Raw genomic sequence first — 26,341 nt, forward strand, 5'->3', positions numbered from 1 at the left:
CGAGGAATTTCCCTTAGCCGGGAACTTCCTCGTTCTCTTCAAAATGACAGAATACACTTTATACTTCGAATAACAAATCGCCGTAAGACGGCATTGGCCACATTTCCTTGTCTACAATCATCTCCAGTTTATCTACCGGGGCTCTCAATGCCTCCATAGCCGGGAATACAGAGTCTCTGAAATATGTAGCCTGCTCACAGCCTTCCTCTTTGGCTGCGGCTTCTTCTGTAACCCGGATCAGGGTCTTTAATGCCTCTTTGGTTTCTTTCAGAAGAGAAGATGTCTCCGTCAGCAGCTCTGTCTGTACACTGACATCCACATCTCCGGCAGCTCTGACGGCATTAATGGATTCTGCCAATGCAGTTGTATATTTGATAACTGCAGGAATAATCTGCTTTCCGGCCATATCAATCATAGTCCTGGCCTCAATATTAATGGCCTTGGCGTAAGATTCATATTTAATCTCTACCCGTGACTCCAGCTCTGCCTTGGAGAATACATGGAATTCTTCAAAAAGCTTAACCGTTTTATCTGTAACCAGTGCCGGAATGGAATCCACCATGGATGTAATATTGGGAAGACCTCTTCTCTTTGCCTCTTTCACCCACTCCTCAGAATACCCGTTGCCGTTGAATACGATTCTCTGGTGTTCCGCACAGTTCTTCTTAATAATATCATGAACTGCCATCTCGAAATCATCCGAGGCTTCCAGAATATCGCAGGCTTCCCGGAATGCCTCTGCAACTATTGTATTGAGAACTACATTTGGTCCTGCAACGGAATCTCTGGAGCCAACCATACGGAACTCAAATTTATTTCCGGTAAATGCAAACGGTGAGGTTCTGTTTCTGTCGGTAGCATCCTTATACAGGTCTGGAAGGGTGCGGACTCCTGTACTTAGCTTTCCGCCTTTAATACTGTGGGTGGCTGAGCCTGTGCTCACCAGCTGTTCCAGAACGTCCTCCAGCTGCTCTCCCAGGAACACAGAGATGATAGCCGGCGGAGCTTCGTTGGCCCCCAGTCTGTGATCGTTGCCAACGTCGGCCGCTGATTCTCTCAGCAAGTCTGCGTGAATATCAACTGCTTTTAAAATACAGCTGAGAACCAGAAGAAACTGTACATTCTCATGAGGGGTCTTTCCCGGCTCTAACAGATTAATGCCGTCATCTGTAGTCAGAGACCAGTTGTTATGTTTCCCTGAACCGTTCACCCCTGCAAACGGCTTTTCGTGGAGCAGACATTTCAGGCCGTGCTGGCAGGCAACCCTTTTTAAAGTCTGCATGATCAGCTGATTGTGATCCACCGCAATATTTACTTTTGCGTAAATAGGTGCCAGCTCATGCTGTGCCGGTGCCACCTCGTTATGCTGTGTCTTGGAGGAAACCCCTAATTTCCAGAGTTCTTCGTTCACATCCTTCATAAAGCTCGCAATTCTCTGGCGAATGGTTCCGAAGTAATGATCGTCCAGTTCCTGTCCCTTTGGAGGCATTGCTCCGAATAAGGTTCTTCCTGTAAATATAAGGTCCTTTCTCTGCAGAAATTTCTTTTCGTCTACCAGGAAGTATTCCTGCTCCGGTCCTACCGAAGGTGTCACGCGTTTTGAGGTGGTATTTCCAAAAAGCTTCAGCAGCCGCAGACTCTGTTCATTAATAGCCTCCATAGAACGGAGCAGAGGCGTTTTCTGATCCAGCGCTTCCCCGGTGTAAGAGCAGAATGCGGTGGGAATACAGAGGGTTCCTCCGGCCGCATCCTGCCGCACGAATGCAGGAGAGGTGCAGTCCCATGCTGTGTATCCTCTTGCCTCAAAAGTTGCCCGTAATCCTCCTGATGGGAAGGAAGAAGCATCCGGCTCACCCTTAATTAATTCTTTGCCCGAAAAACTCATGAGGACTTTTCCGTCTTCCTTGGGAGCCGTAATGAAGGAATCATGTTTTTCTGCCGTGACGCCTGTCAATGGCTGAAACCAGTGGGTATAATGGGTAGCTCCTTTTTCGATAGCCCACTCTTTCATCTCATGGGCAACCACGTCAGCGATCTCTAAAGTCAGGTCTTTTCCTTCTTCGATGGTCTGTTTTAACTCTTTATAAACTTTCTTCGGCAGACGGGCCTGCATAACGGAATCGTTGAACACATTTTCCCCGAATATCTCCACTACATTTGTAAATTCACTCATACCTTCCATCCTTTCAAACATTATTTCTGTACGGGCCCTAAACAAAAAGAGGGCGATCCACTAAAAGTGGAACGCCCTTGTTCACTCGTACACATTTACTGGAATGTCATTTCCAATCTGGTATTAAGATACCGCAAAAACACTAAAAATGCAAGAGGATTTTTACAAATTTCTTATTTTGTCGCATTTTATATAAATCTTATGAAGTTTTAATTTTCTTTTTAGTAAAAACGACAATGCTCACATTCCTGCATGATCCGGGCTGCATCTTATACTCCCATGATGGTCCGAAGGGCCAGAAGAAGGAGGCAGGCCCCGCTGATCCAGGATAAATCCCGGCGGATAAAATGCCTGCACCTGTAGCCCAGCATCCATCCCAGAAGCATGACAGCGATACCGGCTGCGAACGAGCAGGCCACGAGAAGCAGTTTGTTAGAATATAAAAGGCCGGCCCCGACCCCTGCTACTAAACCGTCCAGCGAAAGGGCCAGTGCCAGCAAAAATCCTTCTGTCCAGGAGAGTTCTTTTATTTCCGTCTGATCCACAGTTTCTTTTTTTCTGCAGGCTGCAATCAGTTTATATCCCCCAACCAGCAGAAGCAGTACAAAGCATATTTGTTTCGTCACCCAGTCCGGAATTAAGGTACCCAGAAATCCACCGGCCATGAGCGCAATGCCGAGAACCAGACTGCAGACTCCATTCATCATTATCACAACGCCCAGAGAGGGCTTACATTTACTAATTCCATAAGCAAAGCTTATGACAAATGAATCCATAGTTAAAGCTATAACGAAGAGTATGATCTCACTCAACAAGATGCCATTCATATCACACCATACTTACTCATTTATGACTTTAATACTATAGTATTCTTAATCCTCCAGAAGCTGCATGTCCTCTCCGGAAGAAATAGCAATGCTGGCTGCCTGCTTTCTGTTTCGTATCTCCACATTCATGTGATCGCCCCCGTATTCCCCGTCTAGGGTCCAGGCTACCTCTTCTTCCGTCTCAATGATGATATGGTCCGTTTTAAAGGATTCTATCAGCTCCGTATTGTCCTCCGCCATAAGAAGGGATGAGATAATCTCCTGCAGTTCCAGCGGATTTTTGGGCTTTCGGATAAAGGTAGCCTCAAACAGGCCGTCGTCCAGCTCCACATTCTTTCCGGACAGCTTCTTAAAGCCTCCCACGGAAACAGAGTTGGTCACCATGCCGAAGATAAAATCTCCCTCAAAGGTTCCCTCACTGCTTTCCACTTTCATCTGATAGGAACGGATTCCATACAGACGTTTCATACCTTCTAAAAGATATGCAACGTGGCCGAAAATATTCTTCAAATCCTGATTCGTTTCATAAGCTACATCTGTAAACAATCCAAAAGCCGCAATATACACAAATACATCGTGATTAAACTTGCCCACATCAAAGGCAAACAGTTCCCCGTGCACAATATCATCAGCTGCTTTCAGCATATTTTTAGATATGTGAAGGCTACTGGCAAAATCATTGGTACTCCCTGCCGGAATGTAGCCCAGAGGCGTAGTGTGATGTCCTTTTATCAGGCCGGTCACCACCTCATCCAGGGTACCGTCTCCCCCGCTGCAGGCCACCATATGGAATTCCCCGGCCCGCTCCCGGGTTACCTTCATAGCGTCCAGGTAGCCCTGTGTGGGATGAACCTCCACCTGAAATCCTGCCTTGATAAATATATCTATAATATCCATTAATTTTGTTTTAATCGTCGCTTTCCCCGATCTGGGGTTATAGATAAATAACATTTTCTTTGCCATAATTGTTTCCTCTGCTTCTCTGTATTGTATCTATTTTACTATAGCGGGAAATTTCCTGCAAGATATAATCATTTGTCCGGCTGTCTGATCCTTATATAATGAACAAGAAAGATTGCGCAAAAGCGCAATCTCCGCCTGCGGCTGGCAGCCGCAGACAGCATCTTCCTTTCCGCTGTAATGAAAAAGGTGCCCCCGTATCACCGGGAACACCTGATGGTTTTCATTATGTGACTTAAACTAACTCCAGAAGAACTTCCATAGCAGCATCGCCTTTACGCTGTCCGATCTTTACGATACGTGTGTAGCCACCGTTGCGGTCTGCATACTTAGGAGCGATTTCAGTGAACATCTTGTCTACTAAATCAACTTCTTTTGTATGTTTTTTCTTTCCAGCCTTATCCGCAGGAACCTCTTTTACAGGATAGAATACTTTTAACATCTGTCTTCTTGCATGAAGTCTGGAAGGAGCATCTTTCTTGATCTCTTTCTGTACTTCATCGAATACAGTTACTTTCTTTCCGTCAACGACTTCTTTTACTCTCTTGCCGTCTTTATCTTTACGGGGAACCTTAGCTGTTACAGTCACAGTCTCAAAGTTGTCTTTTTCTTTTACAGCCAAAGCGATTAAGCCTTCTGCTACTTTACGGATTTCTTTTGCTTTTGATTCTGTTGTAACAATTTTTCCGTTGTATAACAGATTTGTTACCTGATTTCTAATCAAAGCTTTTCTCTGACTGGATGTTCTGCCTAATTTTCTATATTTCGCCATTTTTATATTTCCTCCATTTGTGTGGAACAATCTGCCATGCATTCATCGGTCTTACTGACAGACTGCTGTGTTTTCCATACTTAAACCTGCGGCATATGCCGTGCACATGCCTGACGGGCAAATTACTCGTCGCTGGGATTTAACTGCAGACCCAGCTCTTTCAGCTTCGCAAGAACCTCTTCCAGTGACTTGCGGCCCAGATTACGAACCTTCATCATATCCTCTGAAGTACGGTTGCAGAGTTCTTCCACAGTATTGATACCAGCTCTCTTTAAGCAGTTATAAGAACGAACAGAGAGTTCCAATTCGTCAATGTTCATCTCTAATACTTTCTCTTTCTCATTGTCTTCCTTCTCAATCATAACCTCAGCTGTCTTGGCATTCTCAGAAAGATCAATGAACAGGCTTAAATGTTCGCTCAATACTTTTGCAGCTAAACTCACTGCCTCATCAGGGTCTAATGTCCCATTTGTATAGATATCCAATGTCAATTTATCATAGTCAGTAATCTGACCAACACGGGTATTTTCTACAGTCAGGTTGACACGCTCTACCGGTGTATAGATAGCGTCCACCGCAATCACACCAATGGGCATATCATCCGTTTTTCCTTTGTCAGCGCTGATGTATCCGCGGCCTTTGGTAATCGTAAGTTCCGCATTGAATTTGCTGTCAGCACCGCCGTTTAAGGTGGCAATTACCAGGTCCGGATTCATAATTTCTATATCCTGATCCACCTGAATATCGCCGGCAGTTACAACCCCTTCCCCTTCGAATTCAATGTATGCAATCTTAGGTTCGTTGCTGTCACTGTTATTTCTGATTGCCAGGCTTTTTAAGTTCATGATGATTTCTGTCACATCTTCCTTAACACCTGGAATAGAGCTGAATTCATGGAGAACGCCCTCGATCTTCACCTGGCTGACTGCCGCTCCCGGTAAGGAAGAAAGCATAATTCTGCGAAGAGAATTGCCAAGTGTAGTGCCATACCCTCTCTCAAGTGGTTCCACAACGAATCTGCCGTATTTTTTATCATCAGAAATTTCTGTGATTTCAATTTTAGGTTTGTTAAAATCGAACATGCAAAGCCCTCCTTGCAGTGCATAATGCACATCGTCTCAACAGGCATATGGAAACCCATATGCCGTGAGTGTGATGCTTTAATTATTTAGAATATAATTCGACGATTAACATTTCATCAACAGGAACGTCGATTACCTCTCTGGTAGGCATTTCTTTCACTTCTCCCTTTAAAGCTTCCTGATCTACATCAAGCCACTGGGGAACAAGTCTTCCTGCTGTAACGTCCAAAATATCTTTATATCTCTGAGAAGATTTGCATTTTTCTTTAATCTCGATGGTATCGCCTACAGATACAAGGTAAGAAGGAATGTTAACCTGCTTGCCGTTTACCATTACATGCTTATGGTCAACGATCTGTCTTGCTTCTCTTCTTGTTCTTGCAAGTCCCATACGATAGATTACGTTATCTAAACGAAGCTCTAACAGAGTCATCAGGTTTTCACCTGTCATACCCTGCATTTTATCAGCCTTTTTATAATAGTTTCTGAAAGGTTTTTCCAGAACACCATAGATAAATTTAGCTTTCTGTTTTTCTCTTAACTGAAGTCCGTATTCGGACATCTTACGGTTTGCTCTTCTTAACTGTCTGGTTGATTTTTTGTCAATTCCTAAATAAACTGGATCCAGGCCAAGGGATCTGCATCTTTTAAGAACCGGTACTCTATTAACTGCCATTGTATATACTACCTCCTATTAGACTCTTCTGCGTTTTGGTGGGCGGCATCCGTTGTGTGGAACCGGTGTCACGTCTCTGATACTTGTTACTTCAAGTCCGCAGGCCTGAAGAGCACGGATAGCTGCTTCTCTTCCTGATCCTGGTCCTTTTACCATAACATCTACAGTTTTAAGTCCATGTACTAACGCTGCTTTTGTAGCAGTTTCCGCAGCCATCTGAGCTGCATATGGAGTAGATTTCCTTGAACCTCTAAATCCCAGACCACCAGCACTTGCCCATGATAAAGCATTTCCCTCAGCATCTGTTAATGTAACAATTGTGTTATTAAAAGATGATTGGATGTGTGCTTGTCCGCGTTCAACGTTTTTCTTTACGCGCTTTTTTGTCACTTTCTTTGTAACTTTAGCCATTTTTAAACTAACCTACTTTCTCATTTACTTTGTTCATTCAGTTACGGGTGCTGCTTATTTCTTCTTGTTAGCAACAGTTCTCTTAGGACCTTTTCTTGTTCTGGCATTTGTCTTCGTCTTCTGTCCGCGAACAGGCAGTCCTTTTCTATGACGAATTCCTCTGTAACATCCGATCTCCTGCAGTCTCTTGATGTTCAGAGCAATTTCTCTTCTCAAATCACCTTCTACTACCTGTGTCTCATCGATTACGTCACGGATTCTTCCTACTTCTTCGTCTGTTAAGTCTCTGACACGGGTATCAGGATTTACTTTTGCCTCTTCTAAAATACGGGTTGCGCTTACTCTGCCGATTCCGTAGATGTAAGTCAGTCCGATTTCTACACGTTTTTCTCTTGGTAAGTCTACACCAGCTATACGAGCCATGTGATTATTCCTCCATCTTCTACTTCAGATCCCAGCCAGCCGCAGCTCATAAGCACAGCTTATGCCTGAAATGTGTGCGTTTCCGCCGGATTCTGTGTTAATATTGTTACCTAATTGAGGTATGAAAAGCTGACGGGGCATTTTCACACCCAGCCGCAGACAGGTCCGCAGCCTTTCCGGTTTCCCGGTATTACGCCAATATTACGTGAATAATCATGTCTGTCCCGGAATATATAAAGGATATCCATTTCTGGACAGAATAAACAATTTTCACCATATATTTGAACAAATATGAACAACACCTCCTGGTGGTTCATACTGCAGCCGCACATAAAAATTAGGAGTTTATTTCATTAACTCCTTACACACAAAAGCAAGCCTAACGGAATTAGCCCTGTCTCTGTTTGTGTTTTGGGTTTTCACAGATAACTCTGATGCTACCCTTTCTTTTGATGATTTTACATTTTTCGCAAATAGGCTTCACAGATGATCTTACTTTCACTGGTAACCCTCCTTTCTTAATGCGTCAATGGGCATATCTTCATACGCCAGCACAAAAGTTCGTTTTATATTTTATCATTGTCCAACACAAATTGCAAGCAATTTTTGCACAAAATGGAAACTTTTTTATTTATCTCTCCAGATGATCCTTCCTTTTGACAAATCATATGGGGATAATTCAATGGTAACCTTGTCACCAGGTAAAATTCGAATAAAGTTCATCCTGAGTTTACCGCTGATATGAGCCAGCACTACGTGCTTATTTTCCAGTTCTACGCGGAACATTGCGTTGGGAAGTTTCTCCAATACAGTACCTTCTACTTCAATAACATCTGCCTTTGACATATATAATCCTCCTATTATCTCTCATACACGTTCTGTAAGAACATTCTTATTATATTCTTTGATTGCTTTCTTGACTGCTTCGTCGGTAACCCCTCTGCCTGCCGAAAATACCTCTTCCAGTGTATACGGGGTGCGGAAAATCACCTGAATATGCTTTCTTTTCTTTTTCTTTGGATGGTCCAGCGTCCGGCTGCGGCCATCCACTAGATACACATATTCCGAATCCGCCTGTTTTATGACAAATACTTTTCCCGCATCATGGCCGGCTTTTGATCTGGCAAGCATTCCTGCTCTTAACTCTACCATAGGCCGCCTACCTGCTGAGAGTCAGAATCTCGGGTTCCCCGTCTGTAATAAGAACCGTATTTTCATAATGTGCGGATAAGGATTCATCCTCTGTGACAACCGTCCAGTCATCATCCAGCCACGCCACATCCGCCCTGCCCTGATTGATCATAGGCTCAATAGCCAGTGTCATACCAGGCTGAAGCCGGATTCCCCTGCGTTTCTGGGGAAAATTAGGGATTTGAGGGTCCTCATGGAGATGCGTCCCGATTCCATGTCCTACCAGATCGCGTACGACGCCATAGCCGAAGCTCTCGGCATAGGCACCAATGGCAGCAGAGATTTCATAGAGATGATTTCCTGCCCTGGCAAATTTGATCCCTTCAAAGAAGGATTGTCTTGTTACTTCTATCAGCTTTCTAGCTTCCGCGCTGATTGTTCCAACTGCATGGGTACGTGCCGCGTCTGAGTGATATCCCTGATAAATCAGGCCGGCATCCAGACTGACAATGTCCCCATCTTTTAAGATATGATGCTTATTGGGTATCCCGTGCACCACTTCATCGTTCACAGAAACACAGATAGATGCCGGGTAACCATTATAATTCAGAAAATTAGGTACGCATCCCAAATCCCGGATTAATTTCTCTCCATAGCGATCAATATCCAGGGTGGAGATGCCCGGACGAACAAACCGTTCCAGTTCATCATGCACCTGCTCCAGCAGCTGTCCGGCCTTTCTCATAAGTTCAATCTCTCTAGCAGTTTTAATCGATACTGACATTGTTTAAGCTCCTAATATGGCGGTAATGGCGCTGAATACGTCTTCCATATCCATAGTGCCGTCCACCTCTTTTAATACGTCTGACTTTTCATAGTAGTCAATTAACGGTTGTGTCTGGTCATGATATACGTCCAGACGTTTTTTTACTGTATCCGGCTGATCGTCGTCTCTCAGGATCAGCTTTTCTCCGCATACATCGCACACATCTTCCTTTTTCGGAGGATTGTAAACTACATGGTAGGTTGCTCCGCAGCCCACGCATGCCCTGCGTCCCGACATACGGCGGATAATATTCTCGTCGGGAACCTCTATATTAATTGCATAATCAATTTTCTGGTCCAGTTTTTTCAGAGCCTCATCCAGACTTTCCGCCTGGGGGATGGTTCTTGGAAACCCGTCCAGAACGTAACCCTCTTCACAGTCGGCCTGCTGTACCCTGTCAACCACAAGGTCCACAACCAGTTCATCCGGCACCAAAAGCCCCTGATCCATATAGGTTTTGGCCTTCTTGCCCAGTTCGGTTCCGTTTTTAATATTCGCCCTGAAAATATCCCCGGTAGAAATGTGGGGAATTGTATATTTTGCTGCAATTTTCTTAGCCTGCGTTCCTTTTCCTGCACCTGGTGCTCCCAGCATGATAACTTTCATAGACTTATACCTCCCTGTATACATCTAAAATTAAGTCTCAATAGCATTTTAGTGCACCCACGAAAATGTGGGTACACCATATATGAAATCCCGCGTCTGTTTCTAATCGTTTAAGAATCCCTTGTAATTACGTACCAGCATCATAGACTCGACCTGCTTAATTGTCTCAAGAACAACACCTACAACGATAATGATAGACGTTCCTCCAAAGGAAACATTGGCACCGAACACGCCGTTAAAGAAAATAGGGATAACGGCTACGATGATCAATCCAGTGGCCCCGATGAAAATAATATAATTCAGGATTTTATTCAGATATTCTGTGGTCGGCTTGCCGGGACGAATACCCGGAATAAATCCGCCCTGCTTCTTCATATTATCTGCTATTTCCAAGGGATTGAAAGTAATAGATGTATAGAAGTAAGCAAAAAAGATTACTAAAACTATATACAGCAATAATCCCAAACTGTACACAGGCTGACTTGGATTACACCAGTTATTGGATGTAAGAGCCTTCATAATCTGGCTGCCGATTCCCGTACCATTGGTCTTTCCAAGGAAAGCTGCAATAATTGTGGGAAAAGACATCAGCGAGGATGCAAAGATAATCGGTATAACGCCAGACGTATTTACCTTCAAAGGAATAAACGTAGACTGACCGCCCACCATCTTTCTTCCCTGCATTTTTTTGGAATACTGCACCGGGATCTTGCGCTCTCCGCCATTCAGGATTAGCACCAGCACGATTACTATCAGAATGATTGCAAGAATAATCACTGCAGCTAATGCACCTCTGGCAATCGTCTTGCCTTTTACAAAACTCTCGAACAAGCTCATAAGGTCACTTGGGATTCTGGAAACGATGTTGATCATCAATACGATGGAAATACCATTTCCCACACCCTTTTCTGTAATCTGTTCACCTATCCACATAAGCATTGCAGAACCGGCAGTCAAACATACCACTACTACAGCTGCATTGACAAAGTTGAAATCGTCAATTATGTTACCCTTGAATCCGATTGCCATAGCAACAGATTGAAATATGGAAAGTCCCACTGTCACATATCTTGTGATAGCAGTCAGTTTCTTCCTTCCGTCCTCTCCATCCCTCTGCATCTCCTCCAGCTTCGGTATTGCAATGGTGAGAAGCTGAATAATGATGGATGATGTGATATATGGAGTGATACTCAGTGCAAAGATAGACATCTGGGTGAAAGATCCCCCTGTAAATGCATCAAAGAAATTGAATGCATCTCCGGACTGCTGTGCAAACCAATTCTTAAAGAAGTCCGGGTTTGTGCCGGGGATAGGAAGCTGTGATCCGATACGGATCACAACTAACATCATTAACACATAAAGGATTCGACGTCTAATATCTTTGACCTTAAAAGCATTTTGAAGAGTCTTTAACATTAGATCACCTCTACTGTTCCACCTGCGGCTTCAATTTTAGCTTTAGCACCTTCGCTAACTGCGTTTACTTTTACATTCAGTTTCTTTGTCAGCTCCCCGTTGCCGAGAATCTTAACTCCATCCCTTGCGTGAGAGATTGCTCCGCTTTCTAATAAAGCAGCCACAGTAACCTCTGCACCATCCTCGAATCTTTCCAGAGCGCTTACATTAATAGCTACGATATCTTTCGTATTTCTATTGGTAAAGCCTCTCTTTGGAATTCTTCTATATAAAGGCATCTGTCCACCTTCAAAGCCTACTCTTTTAGCGCCTGAACGTGCTTTCTGACCTTTATGGCCTTTACCGGCTGTTTTACCATTTCCGGAAGCGTGTCCACGGCCTCTTCTGAAGTTATCGCTCTGTCTGGAACCTTCTGCTGGCTTTAAACTTGATAAATCCATTATGGCACCTCCTTAACCTGTATTAAATTTCTTCCACTTTCACTAAGTGTCTTACTTGTTGAACCATTCCACGAACTCCGGCGTTGTCCGGCATCTCAACAGTTTTGTTCAGCTTTCTCAAGCCTAAGGCTTCCACTGTTTTTTTGTGCTTTGGAACTGCTCCGATTGTGGATTTTACTAATGTGATTCTTAATTTATCTGCCATTTTCTAATCCTCCTTATGCAAAGATCTCGTCAACAGATTTTCCGCGGAGTTTTGCAACTTCTTCCGGAGTTTTTAACTGACTTAATCCTGCAATGGTAGCAAGTACTACGTTCTGTTTATTTCTGGATCCCAGGCACTTGGTACGGATATTTTTAATACCTGCTAACTCAATTACCGCACGAGCCGGGCCGCCGGCGATAACACCAGTACCTTCCGGAGCTCTCTTTAATAATACAGATGCGCTTCCGAAGTTACCGATGAAGTCATGTGTAATACTTCCCTTATCGTCTCTAGCTACAGTCACTAATTTTTTCATTGCATCTTCTTTTCCCTTGCGGATTGCTTCAGGAATCTCAGTTGCTTTTCCTAAACCAGCGCCAACATGGCCATTGCCATCACCAACAACCACTAAAGCTGTGAAACGGAAGTTACGACCACCTTTAACAACCTTTGTTACACGCTTGATTGATACTACTTTTTCTTCTAATTCTAATTGACTAGCATCAATAATAGAATGTTTCATGTGTTCTTGACCTCCTTTTCTAGAATTCTAACCCAGCTTCTCTGGCTGCGTCTGCTAATGCTTGAATTTTACCCTGATATATGAAGCCGCCTCTGTCAAAGACAACCTGCTTAATACCTGCTTCAACTGCTTTTTTACCGATTACGGTTCCTAAATATGCTGCTGCGTCAACGTTATTGGTTTTCTCTAACTCTGCTTTCACATCTTTCTGAAGTGTAGAAGCGGAAACCAGTGTTTTTCCAACTGTATCGTCAATAATTTGAGCATACATATGATTATTGCTTCTGAATACAGCCAAACGAGGAGTTGCAGCTGTACCACTTAGATGATTACGTAATCTTCTATGCTTTTTTGCGCGAACTTTCGCTCTTGATACTTTACTAACCATTTTTACACTCTCCTTAATTATTTCTTACCAGTCTTACCAACTTTACGTCTGATAACTTCATCAGCATACTTAATACCTTTTCCTTTGTAAGGCTCAGGTCTTCTCTTGTCTCTGATTTCAGCTGCGTATTGGCCAACTTTTTCTTTGTCGATACCCTTAACAGTAATCTTATTTCCATCTACTACGGACTCTAATCCTTCCGGATCTTCCATTTCTACTGGATGAGAGTAGCCTAAGGACAGTACTAATTTCTTACCCTGTTTCTGAACTTTATAACCTACACCGTTTACTTCCAGAATCTTAGCATAACCTTCGCTGACGCCGGTTACCATATTCTGAACCAGACTTCTGGTTAAACCGTGTAAAGATTTCATTTTTTTCAAATCGTTTGGTCTTGTAACAATTACCTGACCATCCTCTAACTTAATTTCCATCTCTACTGGCAACGCTCTTTCAAGTGTTCCCTTTGGACCTTTTACAGTCACCACGTTGTTCTCAGCGATTTTAACTTCTACGCCGGCTGGAACAACTACAGGCAGTCTTCCGATACGTGACATACCATTTTCCTCCTTACTTAGATTTTCGGAAGGGACGCTTATGTGGTTCCCTTCTGTTTTCAGTGATTTGTACAAATGTTCAAATTACCACATTTGTTTTATTATATAGGAAAATTATGAAGTTCCTAGATAATATTTGTTAATATAGTGTGAAGCAATGGATTTACACGTCGCTCAACTAAGTTCGTCTGCCGCCTTTGGCTCGGACTCACTAAGGTTCGCGACGGGCGTTCACAGCCTACCAGACAAATGCCAGGACTTCTCCGCCTACCTGGAGTTTTCTTGCCTCTTTGTCGGTGATTACACCCTGGTTTGTAGAGATGATTGCAATTCCCAGGCCGCCAAGTACTTTTGGCAGTTCTTCTTTGCCTACGTAGATACGTAAACCTGGTTTGGAAATTCTCTTCAGGCCTGTGATGATTTTTTCATTTTTATCTGCACCGTATTTTAATGTCATACGGATTGTCTTAAAATTGCCGTCTTCGATGATATCATATTTTGCGATGTAACCTTCGTTCACAAGGATATCTGCAATAGCAAGTTTCATTTTAGATGCAGGAACATCGACGGTATCATGTTTTGCAGTATTTGCATTACGGATTCTTGTAAGCATATCTGCGATTGGATCGCTCATTGTCATTTTGAAGTTGCCTCCTTCTTCCTTATATTTCTACAGGGCTTGCCTACCAGCTTGCCTTTTTCACTCCAGGAATCTGTCCTTTATAAGCTAATTCACGGAAACAGATTCTGCAGATTCCATATTTTCTTAAGTATGCATGTGGACGTCCACAGATTCTGCAACGGTTATATTCTCTTGTAGAGAATTTAGGTTTACGCTGCTGTTTGATTTTCATTGCTGTTTTAGCCATGAAATTTCCCTCCTATTCTATTTTGCAAACGGCATATTGAATAATGTCAATAATTCACGGGCTTCTTCGTCTGTCTTAGCAGTTGTTACGAAAATAACATCCATACCTCTTACTTTATCGACTTTATCATATTCCACTTCAGGGAAAATCAACTGTTCTTTAATACCCAGTGCGTAGTTACCTCTTCCGTCGAATGCGTTAGGGTTTACACCCCTGAAGTCACGTACACGCGGTAATGCAAGGTTGATAAGACGATCCGCGAACTCATACATCTTCTCGCCTCTTAATGTTACTTTACAACCGATCGGCATTCCTTCTCTGATTTTGAAGTTAGCAACAGAATTCTTTGCCTTTGTCAGAACTGCTTTCTGTCCTGTTACCAGTTCCATATCTGCAACTGCTGCGTCTAACAGCTTTGCATTGTCTTTGGCTTCACCAACACCCATGTTTACAACGATTTTATTGAGTTTTGGCACTTCCATGACATTTTTATATCCAAACTTTTTGACCATAGCATCTACGATCTCATTTTCGTACATCTCTCTCAGTCTGCTCACTTTGAATGGCCTCCTCTCCTAATTAATCGATAACCTCTCCGGTTTTTTTAGCAATACGCACTTTTTTGTCACCCTCTACCTTGAAACCAATTCTGGTAGGAGTACCTTTGTGCAGATACATTACATTAGAAACCTGGATAGGTGCTTCTTTGTTTACAATACCGCCCTGCTGGTTGGCCATAGAAGGTTTTTCATGCTTTGTAATCATGTTTACCCCCTCCACAACAACTGTGCTGTTTTTAGGATTCACAGAAATTACTTTACCCTCTTTATCTTTATCTTTGCCGGCAATCACTTTTACAGTGTCGCCTGTTTTAATCTTAAATGTTGACATTAGAGTACCTCCTATAATACTTCCGGAGCTAAGGAAACAATTTTCATAAACTGTTTTTCACGAAGCTCTCTGGCTACTGGTCCAAAAATACGAGTTCCTCTTGGTGTTTTATCATCTTTAATAATAACGGCTGCATTCTCGTCAAATTTGATGTAAGAACCATCTTTACGGCGAGCGCCTTTTACAGTACGAACAACTACGGCTTTTACAACGTCGCCTTTTTTCACAACTCCACCTGGTGTTGCATCTTTGACAGTAGCAACGATCACATCGCCGATATTAGCATATCTTCTAGTAGAACCGCCCATAACTCTGATGCACAGGATTTCTTTTGCACCGGTGTTATCAGCAACTCTAAGTCTACTTTCCTGTTGAATCATGCTGGTATTCCTCCTTCACGAATTTTCGTAAATTATCTATCAAATTATTTAACTTTTTCTACTACTTCCACAAGTCTCCATCTCTTATCCTTGGATAAAGGTCTTGTTTCCATTACTTTTACGGTATCGCCGATGTTGCATACATTGCTCTCATCATGCGCTTTTAATTTATAGGTTCTCTTTACGATTTTCTTGTAAAGAGGATGTTTTACATGGTCTTCAATAGCAACTACGATAGTTTTGTCCATCTTATTGCTCACTACTTTACCAGTACGTGTTTTTCTAAGATTTCTTTCTTCCACGATTTATGCCTCCTTTGATTACTCAGCAGCATTCGCCATCTCGGCGATCACTGTCTGGATTCTGGCAATATTTTTACGAACCTCTTTGATTCTGCTTGTATTGTCCAATTGATTCGTTGCATTCTGGAATCTCAAATTAAAGAGTTCTTTCTTAGCAGCTACTAATTCTTCCTGTAATTCTGTAGCTGATTTTGTTCTTAAATCTTCTACATACTTATTAATTTTCACTGTTATCACCGCCTTCTAAGTCTGCGCGAGAAACGATTTTACATTTACATGGTAACTTGTGCATAGCAAGACGTAATGCTTCACGGGCTGTCTCTTCAGAAACACCTGCAATTTCGAACATTACACGGCCTGGTTTCACTACTGCTACCCAGTATTCCAAAGCTCCCTTACCGGAACCCATACGTGTTTCTGCTGGTTTCGCTGTTACTGGTTTATCCGGGAAAATCTTAATCCAAACCTGACCGCCACGCTTGATGTAACGAGTCATGGCAACACGGGCTGCCTCAATCTGGTTTGACTTAATCCAACATGGCTCTGTAGCAACAAGGCCGTATTCACCGTAGTTGATTTTATTTCCTCTTAATGCTTTTCCTTTCATGGATCCGCGGAATTGTTTACGACGTTTTACTCTTTTAGGCATTAACATAATTATTTATCGCTCCCTTCCTTAGTTCCTTTAGTTGGAAGTACTTCGCCATTATAAATCCAGGCCTTAACACCTACCTTACCATAGGTTGTATCTGCCTCAGCGAAGCCATAATCGATATCTGCTCTTAAAGTCTGAAGAGGAATGGTTCCTTCGCTGTAGAACTCTGTACGGGCCATATCAGCTCCGCCGAGACGTCCGGATACGGAAGTTTTGATTCCCTTTGCTCCAGCCTTCATAGTTCTGGACATAGTAGATTTCATAGCACGGCGGAAAGAGATACGGTTCTCTAACTGCAGTGCAATATTTTCTGCTACTAACTGAGCATCTTTGTCTGGTCTTTTTACTTCTTTGATATCAACAACTAATTTTTTGTCTGTATAGTTATGAAGTTCAGCTTTTACTTTCTCAATTTCAGATCCGCCCTTGCCGATTACCACACCCGGCTTAGCTGTATAAATGATAATTTTTACTCTGTCGGAAGCTCTTTCGATTTCAATCTTAGAGATACCTGCACTGTATAATTTCTTTTTCAGGAAAGTCCTGATATTATAGTCTTCTACTAAATAGTCAGCAAAATCGCCTTCTGCATACCATTTGGAATCCCAGTCTTTGATCACACCGACTCTGAGGCCGTGTGGATTAACTTTCTGTCCCATGTTTGCCCTCCTTATCTTTCATCTAATACGATAGAGATATGACTTGTTCTTTTCTCAATTCTATATGCTCTACCCTGAGCTCTTGGTTTGATTCTCTTCATAGTTGGTGCCTTGTTGGCATAGCACTCAGCCACATAGAGATTCTCAACATTCATTCCGTTGTTATTCTCAGCATTAGCGATTGCTGATTCTAATAATTTTTTAATTACGCTGGATGCATATCTTGGGTTATATGTCAAAATACCAAGCGCTGTCTGAACATCTTTGCCGCGGATTACATCTAATACATAACAAGCTTTCTGTACTGACATTCTCGCATAAGATAATTTAGCAGACGGTCTTGTATCTTTCACTGCATTTCTTGCTCTTTTTATCTGGGATCTATGTCCTTTTGCCATGGATAAGTCCTCCTTTCTCGACTACGAATAATTAACGAACTCCTGATCTTTTCTCGTCTTTTCCATGTCCTCTATAGGTTCTGGTTGCCACGAACTCACCAAGCTTGTGTCCAACCATATCTTCTGTAACATATACCGGCACATGTTTTCTTCCGTCGTGGACAGCAATTGTGTGTCCAACGAACTGAGGGAAGATTGTAGAACGACGTGACCAGGTTTTAATAACTGTTTTATCACCTGCAGCATTCATTGCATCTACTTTTTTCAGTAAGCTTTTGTCTGCAAATGGTCCTTTTTTCAGTGAACGAGCCATTAGTTCTAACCTCCTTTATTTAGCTAATGCTTTGCCATCTCTTCTTCTTACGATATATTTATTAGACTGCTTATTTTTCTTTCTTGTCTTAAGGCCAAGAGCAGGTTTACCCCAAGGAGTACATGGGCCCGGACGGCCGATTCCTGTCTTACCTTCACCACCGCCGTGTGGATGGTCATTGGGGTTCATAACAGAACCGCGGACAGTAGGTCTGATACCCATGTTACGCTTACGTCCTGCTTTACCAATGTTAATAAGGCTGTGCTCGCCGTTTCCAACCACACCGACAGATGCTCTGCAGATGATTGGAACCATTCTCATTTCTCCTGAAGGCAGACGAAGTGTTGCGTACTTGCCTTCTTTCGCCATCAACTGTGCGCCATTGCCTGCAGAACGAACCAGCTGTCCGCCCTTTCCAGGATATAACTCGATGTTGTGTATCATAGTACCAACCGGCACCTCTGAAAGAGGAAGACAATTGCCAGTTCTTACTTCTGCGTTAGGGCCGTTCATAACCTTCATGCCCACTTTTAATCCATCCGGAGCCAGGATATATGCTTTTTCACCATCTGCATAGGTGATCAAAGCGATATTAGCTGTTCTGTTGGGATCGTACTCGATAGCTGTTACAGTTGCCGGTACATCATCTTTTCTTCTCTTAAAATCGATGATTCTATATTTTCTTCTGCTTCCGCCTCCGCGGTGTCTTACTGTGATTTTACCCTGATTGTTACGTCCAGCGTTCTTTTTCAGTGACACTACCAGGGATTTCTCCGGTGTAGATTTTGTAATCTCCTGGAAATCGGAGCTGGTCATGTGTCTTCTGGAAGGTGTATATGGGTTATAGGTCTTAATTCCCATTACTATCTCTCCTTTCGGTTCTCGTTTTACAACGCATCCTAGCGTTTTGCTACGCGACTGAATAATGGATTAATTTCTCTCAGCCGCTGTCTCTATCATTATCCGTTAATTTTAAAGTCCTTCAAAGATTTCGATATCTTTGCTGTCCTCTGTCAAAGCAACAATTGCTTTTTTAGACTTTGCTGTGCGGCCGATTGTCATACCGCGTCTTTTCTTTTTGCCGTCATTGTTCATGGTGTTAACAGATTTTACTTTTGTACCCTCGAACATTTTCTCAACAGCTTCTTTGATCATGGTTTTATTTGCTTCCGGGTGTACTAAGAAAGTATATTTCTTTTCTCCCATAGCATTCATACTCTTTTCAGTCACTACTGGTTTAAGGATTACATCATAATATTGAATGTTTGCCATTATGCGTACACCTCCTCGATCGAAGCAACAGCAGCCTTTGTAAGAATAACTGTATTATATTTTAATACATCATATACATTGATGGTATTAGGTAACGCAGTTACTACACCAGGAATGTTTCTTGCGGATAATACCACATTGCTGTCATTGTCGTTTAATACAACTAATGCCTTTGAAACATTCAGGTTGTTCAATACATTCTGCATTGCTTTAGTTTTTACTTCATCTAATTTCAGTTCATCAAGAACAATCAGTTTATTTTCCTGAACTCTGGATGTAAGAGCGGATTTTAACGCTGCTCTTCTTTCCTTTTTGTTCATCTTCATATCATAGTCTCTCGGTGTGGGAGCAAATACCACTCCACCGCCTGTCCACTGAGGAGATCTGGTTGAACCCTGTCTTGCATGACCAGTTCCTTTTTGTCTCCATGGTTTTCTTCCGCCGCCGCGAACTTCTGAACGTGTTTTTGCTTTCTGCGTTCCCTGACGATTATTTGCAAGCTGACGAACAACTGCTAAATGAACTAAGTGATCGTTAATTTCCACACCAAACACTGCGTCATTCAGATCCATTGTTCCAACTTCTTTGCCTTCCATATTAAAAACAGATACGTTTGCCATCTGTGTGTTCCTCCTTTCCTGAAAAAAACTTATTTAACAGTTTTCACAGTTTCCTTGATTGTCACTAAAGATTTTTTAGGTCCTGGTACAGCACCTTTTACTAATAACAGATTATTTTCTGCATCTACTTTTACAACTTCCAGATTCTGAACAGTAATCTTTTTGTTGCCCATCTGACCCGGCATTTTTTTGCCCTTGAACACCTTACTCGGATCGGATGCAGCGCCGTTGGAACCTGCATGACGGTGGAACTTGGAACCGTGGCCCATAGGTCCGCGGGACTGTCCGTGTCTCTTGATTGCGCCCTGGAATCCTTTTCCTTTGGAAGTAGCGGTGGCATCAACTTTGTCTCCTGCCTCAAAAACATCAACTTTGATTTCCTGTCCCAAAGTATATTCTTCCGCTCCGTCCAGCTTGAATTCTCTAACGAATCTCTTGCAGGAAACACCTGCTTTCTCAAACTGTCCTTTCATTGGCTTGTTGACTAACTTTTCTCTTTTGTCGCCGAATCCAACCTGTACTGCGCTGTATCCGTCGTTTTCCTGTGTTTTAACCTGGGTTACCACACAAGGACCTGCCTGCAATACAGTTACCGGAGTCAACACTCCGTCATCGTTGAAGATTTGAGTCATTCCGACTTTAGTAGCTAAGATTGCTTTCTTCATTTTTTTACCTCCTGTTTAATCTACAGCGGATTACACTGTTTTGTGCAATCATCCTAGACAGAAAGTTAATATACTGTAAGCACTTGGCGCGAACCTAGTGCGAACGTACGCCGCAATACTTAGTGAAGTCCTTCTGAACTTAGCAGTGTGGCGTTTCTATTTATATATCAACCTTGTAGGATAATTTCTCTCACTATTATTTCTGTTTCATTTTAATATCAATGTAAACACCTGCAGGCATCTCTAAGCGAGATAACGCATCCACAGTTTTCTGTGTAGGTGTAATGATATCGATGAGCCTCTTGTGAGTTCTCTGTTCGAACTGCTCTCTGGAATCTTTGTATTTGTGTACCGCCCTAAGAATTGTAACTACCTCTTTCTTTGTAGGCAGGGGAACTGGTCCACTCACTACTGATCCGGTCTTTTTTACAGTTTCAATGATTTTGCCTGCGGATGCATCTACTAACTGATGATCGTAAGCTTTTAATGTGATTCTCATTACTTGACTTGCCATAAAAAAAGTCGCCTCCTTTTCGCACTTATTAGCAGTACGACAAGCGGTGACTGTACACATTCCCGTGTGTGTCATAAATTGTTTCACACGTAGTTTCTACCCGTTCTTCTGATTCGATAGACATTTTCAACTTGTACAGTGACTTGTCGCCAGTTTCTTAACTTGACATTCGCTCCACGGAAAACCTGCAATTCCTGCAGCAACCTCACGCTTCTTCGCTATCAATGTCACAACAGTAATCAGTATACAGGATAATCCAAAATATTGCAAGAGTTTTTTTACAAAAAATACATTTTTTTCATACCTTCTCTTTTCAGCATTATTGCAGGCGTCAAAAGTCTCCGGCAAGCCTTTCTAAATGTACCTTTAATATAGAAGAAACTCATACAAAACACCCTGCACGCTACCATGCAGGGTGTACTTTCTACAACAAATCTGTATAGTCCAGGAGTGTAACTCCGGCGTCCTTATCTTCCTCCACCTTTGGCTCTTCTCCGCTGCGGTTTGCTTTGTTCAGCAGTTCCTGAGCAGAAGGTGTATGACGTATTTTTTCTTTGCGCAGCTCTGGTTCCGGCGTATTGGTTACCTGCGGTTTCTCGGGCGTATCTTCTTTCTCAGCGACAGCTTCCTTGATTTCATCCGCCCCAGGCATAACCATAGTTTTCGTGTTATCTGCTTCCTCTCTCTGAGGCAGGACAATCTCCTCCTGTACAGGAACTTCTGACTCTTTCACTCCGGCAACTCCCGCCGCAATAGAAGCCAATGTTTCCTCAAGGACAGCATCCGCGGACGCAGCAGCCGGTTTCTCCGTCAGAGGCTGAGCAGCCGGTTTTCTTCTGACCGGGGGAGGCAGTTCTTCTTCCTCGTCCTCATCGTCCAGTCCCTCTTTGCGGCGCCTCCTGGCTTCTTTCTTCGCCTCTTTTTCTGCCCGCTTCGCTTCTTTTTTTAACTGGCGTCTGCTCTTTGGCTCATCCTCATCATCTTCCTCGTCTTCGTCTTCATAATCCTCATCTTCGTCGTCCTCTTCCTCTTCGTCCGTATCCTTTTTCCACAGCTCGGCAAGTACGAAAAGAATAATAAGAAATACAACCCCAAGTCCGATGATTATCAGCCCTTCCTTGCTTTGGAGGGCCATAACCGCATAAGCGATAAAAGGCACGGTCAAAACCGGCTTTGCCACCGTGGCAGTAAGTGCTACGGTCTGCTCCTCCGCCTTGGAATTGTGAGGATTTTTCAGGGTGTAAGAACCTGCGGTGGTATCCATATCAGCGATTTGGTATTCATAAATTTGCTTTCCGTCCTGAATCATAATCTTATCTCCGGCGGAAAGGTTCTCCTTTTTCACCCTCTTGGCGTAGGTCACGGATCCCATGGGAAGGTTCGAATCTATACTCACATCATCTATCATAAAGGTATCCACCCCTAACAAAGGCGGGGCAATCAGCATCCCTGCTACCAGGACCACACATATCACGATCAGGTTTACAATAAATTTCAGAAACTTTGACATGTTTTTTTCTCCTCGTTGTTTTCATTTTACATCATACAGTATTATACTACCATTGAAATGAGAATCTGTACACCCTAAACTTCCATTCCCAACATTTTTCTGCCGTTTTCGATATCTGTTACATATCTCTCAGAAATGCCTGATAGCCCCTGTACGCCTCATAAATGTCCACCTTGCTCGCAATCTCCCAGGGTGCATGCATATTCAGAACAGCGACGCCGCAGTCGATCACTTCCATATTATAATTAGCCAGGATATATGCAATAGTTCCGCCCCCGCCCTGGTCTACCTTCCCCAACTCTGCGGTCTGGAAGGTTACCTGATTGTCGTCCATCACTTTTCTGAGACTCCCCAGATATTCTGCATTGGCATCGTTGGATCCTGATTTCCCCCGGGCTCCGGTATATTTGTTAAAAACTACTCCTTTTCCCAAAAAAGCCGCATTTTTCTTTTCCATAACCTGCGGATAATTCGGATCAAATGCCGCACTCACATCAGAGGAAAGCATCCTGGAGCGGCTCAAAGCCCGGCGAACCTTCAATTCACTGTAATCTCCTGCCGCATTCATGACCTCCGCCACCATATTTTCAAAAAATCTGGACTGCATTCCGGTAGCTCCTACGCTCCCAATCTCTTCTTTGTCTACCAGAAGGCACACAGAAGTATATTCCGGTTCATTCACCCGGAACATGGCCTGATAGGAAGGATAGGCGCATACTCTGTCATCATGGCCGTAAGCCATGATCATACTCCTGTCCAGGCCGCAGTCCCTGGCCCGACCTGCCGGCACAATCTCAATCTCTGCTGACAGGAAATCATCTTCTTCTATCTCATAGGTTTCTTTTAAAATCTGCAGCACCCGGGCTTTCACAGGCTCTTTTTCCTCGTCTTCTCCTTCAGAAACCGGGCAGCTGCCCACAAGCACATTGAGATCTTCCCCCTCAATTACCTCATTTCCCTTTTTCGCAAGCTGCTTACCGGACAGATGAATCAGCAGATCCGAGATCCCAACCACCGGATCCTCCTCATGTTCCCCAATATTCAGCGCTATCCTGGTACCATCCTTTTTCACTACAATTCCATGGACAGCCATAGGAAGGGTAACCCACTGATACTTTTTTACTCCGCCGTAATAATGTGTCTCCCAAAGTGCCTGTTCTCCTTCTTCATAGAGAGGATTCTGTTTCAGATCCAGTCTGGGAGAATCAATATGGGCGCCCAGGATCCGCATGCCGTGCTCCAAAGGTTTTTTCCCGATTTGAAACAGTGCCAGGGCTTTCCCCATGTTATTGGCATACACTTTATCGCCCGGTTTGAGTGATGCGCCCGTGCGGATAACTTCTTCCAGATCCAGATACCCCTGCTCCCTGGCCTCCCCTATAATTCTGTCTACACATTCTCTCTCTGTCTTGCAGGCAGACAGAAAGTTTTTGTACCCCTCTGCAAAGTCCAGGACTTTCTCCCTGTCGTTCCCTCTATACTTAATCCATGCATTCTTTATGTCCATATGTAATTACCTGCCTTTCTTTTCTATTATCTGATTATATCCTTTTTTCCCCCTTCCCGCAAGTAACGGAGCACCTAAGATTATACTTGCCAGTTTCCGGCGCCTATTCTATAATGTGGATAGAATTGCTCTTACAACCAAATGAGGGAGAACTATTATGAAACGGAAGATAAAAATGATTGAGGACCTTTCTCTGAATGCCTGGCCCTCTCATCAAATGCAGATATATGACAGCTGGATTCTGCGCTTTTCTTATTTTTATACCCACCGCACCAACAGTGTGGAGCAGCTGGGTCCATCCACTATTCCCCTGAGGGAAAAAATAAGCTACTGTGAAAGTGTCTACGAAGACTGGGGCACACCCACTATCTTTAAGATCAGTCCTCTCGTAGACAGCGCATTTGACCAGATGCTGGCAGAGAGGGGTTACAACATCAGTCACATCACAGAAGTGATGACTATGGATCTGGAGAAATTTTCCTGTGCGCCTCAGTCCTGTGACGTGCATCTGGATCACTATATCCCCGCTGAATGGATCCAGGGGCTTTTCCGCCTGAAAGGAACCACCAATCCCATACACCGTTCCATTGTTCCCTCCATGTACCGGGCTATCCCTAAAGATACCATTGCCGCCTCTATCAAAGTTGATGGACAGATAGCTGCCACCGGCCTTGGGATACTGGACCGGGAATACATTGGCCTGTATGCCATTCACGTGGAAGAGCTGTACCGGAAAATGCACTGGGGACGGGCAATCTGCACCGCGATCATTCAGGAGGGTATTCGTCAGGGGGCCTCCTCCTCATACCTCCAGGTAGTAAAGGGCAATGAACCGGCGAAACGCCTGTATTCTGCTCTTGGATACGAAGATTTTTATACCTACTGGTTCCGCCAGAAGGATGCAGAATAGCTCAAAGAAGCACAAGGAGCTGTCCCGAAATAACATTATCAGGACAGCTCCTTCCCTATAGCTTTTATAATTCATGACTCTCTTCTATCTTCTTTTCTATCTCCCTTCTCATTCCCGCATAGGTCTTTTTATCAATTCCATAGAAAATCAGAGCTGCTGCTGCCCCTATGAGCAAAATGCCGCAGATTCCGTTCATTGTCAGGTTAATGGCAGTCAGTACAGAAGTATTCTGCTCTGCATTTGCCATATATCCCAGGGCACTTAAGATCCATCCTATAAAAGCAGTACAAAATGCCATTCCCAGCTTAAATGCGAAGTTGATAAACGCTGAGATAAATCCAATGGCATGGGTGTGATATTTATATTGTGTGTATTCCGAGCAATCCGGAACCATTCCAAAAAGAGAAGCAAGGCCAAGCCCCCCGCCGATTCCTGTCAGGAATGTCATAAAATGATATGAGTTTAGACCTGTCTGGGTATGTACAGGCAGAAAATTCATAATTACCATAAGTATTCCACTGGCCATAAATCCAATCAGAGGAAGTGTTCTCTTATTGGAAACTTTTTTTACCAGAAAAGCCAGAGAATATGTTCCAAATACCCTGCCCAGAAACATCAGGCTTGAGTTCAGCATAAACAGATTGGCATCTCCTACATAATACTTAAAGTAGTACATTCTCACAGCCCCTATTGCTGCCTCGTAGAATCCCCAGCACACAAAGGATATAATCAGTATGTGAACCGGACGGTTGCCTTTTAAAACCCTCACATATTCTTTTAAGCTCATCTTCTCTTCTGTCATGGGAATGTCAACTGTCTCTCTAGTCGTCTTAAAACAGAATAAATAGATAGGAAAAGCTATGGCAGAAAAAATTATAGCTGCATAAAAATAGCCTTTGGCCTCATCTCCCTTACCTGCAAAGTTAACAACCCTCAGCACCCCCTGGGACAGTATCAGGGTTGCAATAAAAGCTCCTGTCATACGCCAGCTCGACAACTTGGAGCGTTCATTGTCATCCCTGGTTATGGCGGCCGGCATAGCAGAATATGGAATATTCACACAGGTATAAGCGATTACTAAAACCACATAAACCGCCAAAGCATACACTGCCCGCACATTTACATTGTCAGAAGGAAACACTGTAAAGCTCATAATATTGAAAATCAGCATAGGAACCGCCGCAAATATGATCCAGGGGCGGTATCTTCCCCACTTAGACTTTGTCCGGTCTGCTAATGCCCCTACAATGGGATCACTGACAGCATCAATCCCTTTCGAAAGAAGCATGAATGTGCCGCAGAGAGCCGCAGGAATAAGTGCAACATCGGTCCAGAAATACAGCAGATAGCCTGATACAAGTGCCCAGCTGAAATTATTTGCGAAGTCCCCTGAGGCATAGCCAATTACACGAAACGCAGATAGTTTTTCCTTGTTCTCTGTTTTTGTACCCATGCAGTCA

At 43.3% G+C, this 26,341-nt stretch carries 39 protein-coding genes; 1 reads left to right on the forward strand and 38 read right to left on the reverse strand.

From position 1 onward, the window contains the following. Positions 1–58: 58 nt before the first annotated feature. The 37 genes from BUA56_RS04000 to BUA56_RS04185 form a co-directional block, all read right to left on the reverse strand. The gene (locus BUA56_RS04000) at positions 59–2,173 is read right to left on the reverse strand and encodes a glutamine synthetase III family protein (protein ID WP_072849187.1); all 2,115 of its coding nucleotides are present in this window, start codon (positions 2,171–2,173) and stop codon (positions 59–61) included. A 269-nt stretch (positions 2,174–2,442) separates the two neighbouring features. Continuing rightward, complete coding sequence (locus BUA56_RS04005) at positions 2,443–3,000, reverse strand: manganese efflux pump MntP (RefSeq protein WP_072849189.1); 558 nt, start codon at positions 2,998–3,000, stop codon at positions 2,443–2,445. Positions 3,001–3,045: 45 nt separating this feature from the next. Then, on the reverse strand, positions 3,046–3,963 hold the full coding sequence (locus BUA56_RS04010; protein ID WP_072849191.1) for a diacylglycerol/lipid kinase family protein: 918 nt from the start codon (positions 3,961–3,963) through the stop codon (positions 3,046–3,048). A 232-nt stretch (positions 3,964–4,195) separates the two neighbouring features. Beyond that, complete coding sequence (locus BUA56_RS04015; RefSeq protein WP_072849193.1) at positions 4,196–4,732, reverse strand: bL17 family ribosomal protein; 537 nt, start codon at positions 4,730–4,732, stop codon at positions 4,196–4,198. 122 nt (positions 4,733–4,854) lie between these two features. Next, on the reverse strand, positions 4,855–5,814 hold the full coding sequence (locus tag BUA56_RS04020) for a DNA-directed RNA polymerase subunit alpha (RefSeq protein ID WP_072849195.1): 960 nt from the start codon (positions 5,812–5,814) through the stop codon (positions 4,855–4,857). 82 nt (positions 5,815–5,896) lie between these two features. After that, positions 5,897–6,490, reverse strand: coding sequence for a 30S ribosomal protein S4 (gene rpsD / locus BUA56_RS04025; RefSeq protein WP_072849197.1), 594 nt, complete (start codon positions 6,488–6,490; stop codon positions 5,897–5,899). 18 nt (positions 6,491–6,508) lie between these two features. Then, entirely contained in the window at positions 6,509–6,901 is a 393-nt protein-coding gene (gene rpsK, locus BUA56_RS04030) for a 30S ribosomal protein S11 (protein WP_072849199.1), read from the reverse strand. A gap of 54 nt (positions 6,902–6,955) precedes the next feature. Beyond that, complete coding sequence (gene rpsM / locus BUA56_RS04035; protein WP_072849201.1) at positions 6,956–7,324, reverse strand: 30S ribosomal protein S13; 369 nt, start codon at positions 7,322–7,324, stop codon at positions 6,956–6,958. 388 nt (positions 7,325–7,712) lie between these two features. Next, complete coding sequence (gene rpmJ / locus BUA56_RS04045; protein WP_003497809.1) at positions 7,713–7,826, reverse strand: 50S ribosomal protein L36; 114 nt, start codon at positions 7,824–7,826, stop codon at positions 7,713–7,715. Positions 7,827–7,951: 125 nt separating this feature from the next. Continuing rightward, entirely contained in the window at positions 7,952–8,170 is a 219-nt protein-coding gene (gene infA, locus BUA56_RS04050) for a translation initiation factor IF-1 (protein WP_005950464.1), read from the reverse strand. A 21-nt stretch (positions 8,171–8,191) separates the two neighbouring features. After that, entirely contained in the window at positions 8,192–8,476 is a 285-nt protein-coding gene (locus BUA56_RS04055) for a KOW domain-containing RNA-binding protein (protein ID WP_072849205.1), read from the reverse strand. A gap of 7 nt (positions 8,477–8,483) precedes the next feature. After that, the gene (map, locus tag BUA56_RS04060; RefSeq protein ID WP_072849207.1) at positions 8,484–9,239 is read right to left on the reverse strand and encodes a type I methionyl aminopeptidase; all 756 of its coding nucleotides are present in this window, start codon (positions 9,237–9,239) and stop codon (positions 8,484–8,486) included. A gap of 3 nt (positions 9,240–9,242) precedes the next feature. Further along, positions 9,243–9,887, reverse strand: coding sequence for an adenylate kinase (locus BUA56_RS04065; RefSeq protein WP_072849209.1), 645 nt, complete (start codon positions 9,885–9,887; stop codon positions 9,243–9,245). A 102-nt stretch (positions 9,888–9,989) separates the two neighbouring features. After that, positions 9,990–11,303 (reverse strand): preprotein translocase subunit SecY, encoded by a 1,314-nt coding sequence (gene secY / locus BUA56_RS04070; RefSeq protein ID WP_072849211.1) that lies wholly within the window; start codon positions 11,301–11,303, stop codon positions 9,990–9,992. After that, positions 11,303–11,743 (reverse strand): 50S ribosomal protein L15, encoded by a 441-nt coding sequence (rplO, locus tag BUA56_RS04075; protein WP_072849213.1) that lies wholly within the window; start codon positions 11,741–11,743, stop codon positions 11,303–11,305. Before rplO ends, secY begins: the two co-directional genes overlap by 1 nt. Positions 11,744–11,765: 22 nt before the next feature. Beyond that, on the reverse strand, positions 11,766–11,948 hold the full coding sequence (rpmD, locus tag BUA56_RS04080) for a 50S ribosomal protein L30 (RefSeq protein ID WP_072849215.1): 183 nt from the start codon (positions 11,946–11,948) through the stop codon (positions 11,766–11,768). Positions 11,949–11,961: 13 nt separating this feature from the next. Beyond that, a complete protein-coding gene (rpsE, locus tag BUA56_RS04085; protein ID WP_072849217.1) occupies positions 11,962–12,471 on the reverse strand; it encodes a 30S ribosomal protein S5 in 510 nt (169 codons plus the stop codon). Between the two features lie 19 nt (positions 12,472–12,490). After that, on the reverse strand, positions 12,491–12,859 hold the full coding sequence (gene rplR, locus BUA56_RS04090) for a 50S ribosomal protein L18 (RefSeq protein ID WP_072849219.1): 369 nt from the start codon (positions 12,857–12,859) through the stop codon (positions 12,491–12,493). Between the two features lie 17 nt (positions 12,860–12,876). After that, a complete protein-coding gene (rplF, locus tag BUA56_RS04095) occupies positions 12,877–13,416 on the reverse strand; it encodes a 50S ribosomal protein L6 (protein ID WP_072849221.1) in 540 nt (179 codons plus the stop codon). A 238-nt stretch (positions 13,417–13,654) separates the two neighbouring features. After that, the gene (rpsH, locus tag BUA56_RS04100) at positions 13,655–14,056 is read right to left on the reverse strand and encodes a 30S ribosomal protein S8 (protein WP_072849223.1); all 402 of its coding nucleotides are present in this window, start codon (positions 14,054–14,056) and stop codon (positions 13,655–13,657) included. Between the two features lie 43 nt (positions 14,057–14,099). Continuing rightward, positions 14,100–14,285, reverse strand: a complete 186-nt coding sequence (locus BUA56_RS04105; protein WP_072849226.1) for a type Z 30S ribosomal protein S14 — start codon at positions 14,283–14,285, stop codon at positions 14,100–14,102. A 17-nt stretch (positions 14,286–14,302) separates the two neighbouring features. Continuing rightward, positions 14,303–14,842 carry a 50S ribosomal protein L5 gene (rplE, locus tag BUA56_RS04110; protein WP_072849227.1) on the reverse strand — a complete coding sequence of 180 codons (540 nt, stop codon included), beginning with the start codon at positions 14,840–14,842 and terminating at the stop codon, positions 14,303–14,305. 22 nt (positions 14,843–14,864) lie between these two features. Then, positions 14,865–15,176 carry a 50S ribosomal protein L24 gene (gene rplX / locus BUA56_RS04115; protein WP_072849228.1) on the reverse strand — a complete coding sequence of 104 codons (312 nt, stop codon included), beginning with the start codon at positions 15,174–15,176 and terminating at the stop codon, positions 14,865–14,867. Positions 15,177–15,187: 11 nt separating this feature from the next. Beyond that, on the reverse strand, positions 15,188–15,556 hold the full coding sequence (gene rplN / locus BUA56_RS04120; protein WP_072849229.1) for a 50S ribosomal protein L14: 369 nt from the start codon (positions 15,554–15,556) through the stop codon (positions 15,188–15,190). A 44-nt stretch (positions 15,557–15,600) separates the two neighbouring features. Then, positions 15,601–15,858 (reverse strand): 30S ribosomal protein S17, encoded by a 258-nt coding sequence (gene rpsQ / locus BUA56_RS04125; protein WP_072849231.1) that lies wholly within the window; start codon positions 15,856–15,858, stop codon positions 15,601–15,603. 18 nt (positions 15,859–15,876) lie between these two features. Further along, positions 15,877–16,086 carry a 50S ribosomal protein L29 gene (gene rpmC / locus BUA56_RS04130; protein WP_072849232.1) on the reverse strand — a complete coding sequence of 70 codons (210 nt, stop codon included), beginning with the start codon at positions 16,084–16,086 and terminating at the stop codon, positions 15,877–15,879. Beyond that, positions 16,076–16,513, reverse strand: a complete 438-nt coding sequence (rplP, locus tag BUA56_RS04135; RefSeq protein WP_072849233.1) for a 50S ribosomal protein L16 — start codon at positions 16,511–16,513, stop codon at positions 16,076–16,078. Before rplP ends, rpmC begins: the two co-directional genes overlap by 11 nt. Positions 16,514–16,515: 2 nt before the next feature. After that, positions 16,516–17,172, reverse strand: coding sequence for a 30S ribosomal protein S3 (gene rpsC / locus BUA56_RS04140; protein ID WP_072849235.1), 657 nt, complete (start codon positions 17,170–17,172; stop codon positions 16,516–16,518). Positions 17,173–17,183: 11 nt separating this feature from the next. Next, entirely contained in the window at positions 17,184–17,570 is a 387-nt protein-coding gene (gene rplV, locus BUA56_RS04145; protein WP_072849236.1) for a 50S ribosomal protein L22, read from the reverse strand. A gap of 31 nt (positions 17,571–17,601) precedes the next feature. After that, positions 17,602–17,883, reverse strand: a complete 282-nt coding sequence (rpsS, locus tag BUA56_RS04150; protein ID WP_072849237.1) for a 30S ribosomal protein S19 — start codon at positions 17,881–17,883, stop codon at positions 17,602–17,604. Between the two features lie 15 nt (positions 17,884–17,898). Further along, complete coding sequence (gene rplB / locus BUA56_RS04155; protein WP_072849239.1) at positions 17,899–18,744, reverse strand: 50S ribosomal protein L2; 846 nt, start codon at positions 18,742–18,744, stop codon at positions 17,899–17,901. 111 nt (positions 18,745–18,855) lie between these two features. Continuing rightward, the gene (gene rplW, locus BUA56_RS04160; protein ID WP_072849240.1) at positions 18,856–19,155 is read right to left on the reverse strand and encodes a 50S ribosomal protein L23; all 300 of its coding nucleotides are present in this window, start codon (positions 19,153–19,155) and stop codon (positions 18,856–18,858) included. Further along, positions 19,155–19,775, reverse strand: coding sequence for a 50S ribosomal protein L4 (rplD, locus tag BUA56_RS04165; RefSeq protein WP_072849241.1), 621 nt, complete (start codon positions 19,773–19,775; stop codon positions 19,155–19,157). The genes rplW and rplD overlap by 1 nt, the downstream gene beginning before the upstream one ends. Before the next feature lie 29 nt (positions 19,776–19,804). After that, positions 19,805–20,440, reverse strand: coding sequence for a 50S ribosomal protein L3 (rplC, locus tag BUA56_RS04170; RefSeq protein WP_072849243.1), 636 nt, complete (start codon positions 20,438–20,440; stop codon positions 19,805–19,807). 196 nt (positions 20,441–20,636) lie between these two features. Beyond that, positions 20,637–20,954: a 30S ribosomal protein S10 gene (rpsJ, locus tag BUA56_RS04175; RefSeq protein WP_072849244.1), complete on the reverse strand. Its 318-nt coding sequence runs from the start codon at positions 20,952–20,954 to the stop codon at positions 20,637–20,639. A 424-nt stretch (positions 20,955–21,378) separates the two neighbouring features. Continuing rightward, a complete protein-coding gene (locus tag BUA56_RS04180; protein WP_072849245.1) occupies positions 21,379–22,464 on the reverse strand; it encodes a PspC-like choline-binding domain-containing protein in 1,086 nt (361 codons plus the stop codon). Positions 22,465–22,582: 118 nt separating this feature from the next. Continuing rightward, a complete protein-coding gene (locus BUA56_RS04185) occupies positions 22,583–23,971 on the reverse strand; it encodes an aminopeptidase (RefSeq protein WP_072849247.1) in 1,389 nt (462 codons plus the stop codon). A gap of 157 nt (positions 23,972–24,128) precedes the next feature. On the opposite strand from BUA56_RS04185, the gene BUA56_RS04190 reads away from it, so the two are divergent. Beyond that, entirely contained in the window at positions 24,129–24,881 is a 753-nt protein-coding gene (locus BUA56_RS04190; protein ID WP_072849249.1) for a GNAT family N-acetyltransferase, read from the forward strand. A gap of 64 nt (positions 24,882–24,945) precedes the next feature. Here BUA56_RS04190 and BUA56_RS04195 read toward each other — a convergent pair whose 3' ends face one another. After that, complete coding sequence (locus tag BUA56_RS04195; protein WP_072849250.1) at positions 24,946–26,334, reverse strand: MFS transporter; 1,389 nt, start codon at positions 26,332–26,334, stop codon at positions 24,946–24,948. Positions 26,335–26,341: the final 7 nt, after the last annotated feature.

Source organism: Lactonifactor longoviformis DSM 17459 (assembly GCF_900129135.1).
In the GTDB taxonomy this organism is placed as follows: Bacteria; Bacillota; Clostridia; order Lachnospirales; family Lachnospiraceae; genus Lactonifactor; species Lactonifactor longoviformis.

What these genes read in the sequence shown, in the direction of transcription:
- BUA56_RS04000 (WP_072849187.1), bottom strand. Translation starts at nt 2,173, where the DNA reads ATGAGTGAATTTACAAATGTAGTGGAGATATTCGGGGAAAATGTGTTC.
- BUA56_RS04005 (WP_072849189.1), bottom strand. Translation starts at nt 3,000, where the DNA reads ATGAATGGCATCTTGTTGAGTGAGATCATACTCTTCGTTATAGCTTTA.
- BUA56_RS04010 (WP_072849191.1), bottom strand. Translation starts at nt 3,963, where the DNA reads ATGGCAAAGAAAATGTTATTTATCTATAACCCCAGATCGGGGAAAGCG.
- BUA56_RS04015 (WP_072849193.1), bottom strand. Translation starts at nt 4,732, where the DNA reads ATGGCGAAATATAGAAAATTAGGCAGAACATCCAGTCAGAGAAAAGCT.
- BUA56_RS04020 (WP_072849195.1), bottom strand. Translation starts at nt 5,814, where the DNA reads ATGTTCGATTTTAACAAACCTAAAATTGAAATCACAGAAATTTCTGAT.
- rpsD (WP_072849197.1), bottom strand. Translation starts at nt 6,490, where the DNA reads ATGGCAGTTAATAGAGTACCGGTTCTTAAAAGATGCAGATCCCTTGGC.
- rpsK (WP_072849199.1), bottom strand. Translation starts at nt 6,901, where the DNA reads ATGGCTAAAGTTACAAAGAAAGTGACAAAAAAGCGCGTAAAGAAAAAC.
- rpsM (WP_072849201.1), bottom strand. Translation starts at nt 7,324, where the DNA reads ATGGCTCGTATAGCTGGTGTAGACTTACCAAGAGAAAAACGTGTAGAA.
- infA (WP_005950464.1), bottom strand. Translation starts at nt 8,170, where the DNA reads ATGTCAAAGGCAGATGTTATTGAAGTAGAAGGTACTGTATTGGAGAAA.
- BUA56_RS04055 (WP_072849205.1), bottom strand. Translation starts at nt 8,476, where the DNA reads ATGGTAGAGTTAAGAGCAGGAATGCTTGCCAGATCAAAAGCCGGCCAT.
- map (WP_072849207.1), bottom strand. Translation starts at nt 9,239, where the DNA reads ATGTCAGTATCGATTAAAACTGCTAGAGAGATTGAACTTATGAGAAAG.
- BUA56_RS04065 (WP_072849209.1), bottom strand. Translation starts at nt 9,887, where the DNA reads ATGAAAGTTATCATGCTGGGAGCACCAGGTGCAGGAAAAGGAACGCAG.
- secY (WP_072849211.1), bottom strand. Translation starts at nt 11,303, where the DNA reads ATGTTAAAGACTCTTCAAAATGCTTTTAAGGTCAAAGATATTAGACGT.
- rplO (WP_072849213.1), bottom strand. Translation starts at nt 11,743, where the DNA reads ATGGATTTATCAAGTTTAAAGCCAGCAGAAGGTTCCAGACAGAGCGAT.
- rpmD (WP_072849215.1), bottom strand. Translation starts at nt 11,948, where the DNA reads ATGGCAGATAAATTAAGAATCACATTAGTAAAATCCACAATCGGAGCA.
- rpsE (WP_072849217.1), bottom strand. Translation starts at nt 12,471, where the DNA reads ATGAAACATTCTATTATTGATGCTAGTCAATTAGAATTAGAAGAAAAA.
- rplR (WP_072849219.1), bottom strand. Translation starts at nt 12,859, where the DNA reads ATGGTTAGTAAAGTATCAAGAGCGAAAGTTCGCGCAAAAAAGCATAGA.
- rplF (WP_072849221.1), bottom strand. Translation starts at nt 13,416, where the DNA reads ATGTCACGTATCGGAAGACTGCCTGTAGTTGTTCCAGCCGGCGTAGAA.
- rpsH (WP_072849223.1), bottom strand. Translation starts at nt 14,056, where the DNA reads ATGACAATGAGCGATCCAATCGCAGATATGCTTACAAGAATCCGTAAT.
- BUA56_RS04105 (WP_072849226.1), bottom strand. Translation starts at nt 14,285, where the DNA reads ATGGCTAAAACAGCAATGAAAATCAAACAGCAGCGTAAACCTAAATTC.
- rplX (WP_072849228.1), bottom strand. Translation starts at nt 15,176, where the DNA reads ATGTCAACATTTAAGATTAAAACAGGCGACACTGTAAAAGTGATTGCC.
- rplN (WP_072849229.1), bottom strand. Translation starts at nt 15,556, where the DNA reads ATGATTCAACAGGAAAGTAGACTTAGAGTTGCTGATAACACCGGTGCA.
- rplP (WP_072849233.1), bottom strand. Translation starts at nt 16,513, where the DNA reads ATGTTAATGCCTAAAAGAGTAAAACGTCGTAAACAATTCCGCGGATCC.
- rpsC (WP_072849235.1), bottom strand. Translation starts at nt 17,172, where the DNA reads ATGGGACAGAAAGTTAATCCACACGGCCTCAGAGTCGGTGTGATCAAA.
- rplV (WP_072849236.1), bottom strand. Translation starts at nt 17,570, where the DNA reads ATGGCAAAAGGACATAGATCCCAGATAAAAAGAGCAAGAAATGCAGTG.
- rpsS (WP_072849237.1), bottom strand. Translation starts at nt 17,883, where the DNA reads ATGGCTCGTTCACTGAAAAAAGGACCATTTGCAGACAAAAGCTTACTG.
- rplB (WP_072849239.1), bottom strand. Translation starts at nt 18,744, where the DNA reads ATGGGAATTAAGACCTATAACCCATATACACCTTCCAGAAGACACATG.
- rplW (WP_072849240.1), bottom strand. Translation starts at nt 19,155, where the DNA reads ATGGCAAACATTCAATATTATGATGTAATCCTTAAACCAGTAGTGACT.
- rplD (WP_072849241.1), bottom strand. Translation starts at nt 19,775, where the DNA reads ATGGCAAACGTATCTGTTTTTAATATGGAAGGCAAAGAAGTTGGAACA.
- rplC (WP_072849243.1), bottom strand. Translation starts at nt 20,440, where the DNA reads ATGAAGAAAGCAATCTTAGCTACTAAAGTCGGAATGACTCAAATCTTC.
- rpsJ (WP_072849244.1), bottom strand. Translation starts at nt 20,954, where the DNA reads ATGGCAAGTCAAGTAATGAGAATCACATTAAAAGCTTACGATCATCAG.
- BUA56_RS04180 (WP_072849245.1), bottom strand. Translation starts at nt 22,464, where the DNA reads ATGTCAAAGTTTCTGAAATTTATTGTAAACCTGATCGTGATATGTGTG.
- BUA56_RS04185 (WP_072849247.1), bottom strand. Translation starts at nt 23,971, where the DNA reads ATGGACATAAAGAATGCATGGATTAAGTATAGAGGGAACGACAGGGAG.
- BUA56_RS04190 (WP_072849249.1), top strand. Translation starts at nt 24,129, where the DNA reads ATGAAACGGAAGATAAAAATGATTGAGGACCTTTCTCTGAATGCCTGG.
- BUA56_RS04195 (WP_072849250.1), bottom strand. Translation starts at nt 26,334, where the DNA reads ATGGGTACAAAAACAGAGAACAAGGAAAAACTATCTGCGTTTCGTGTA.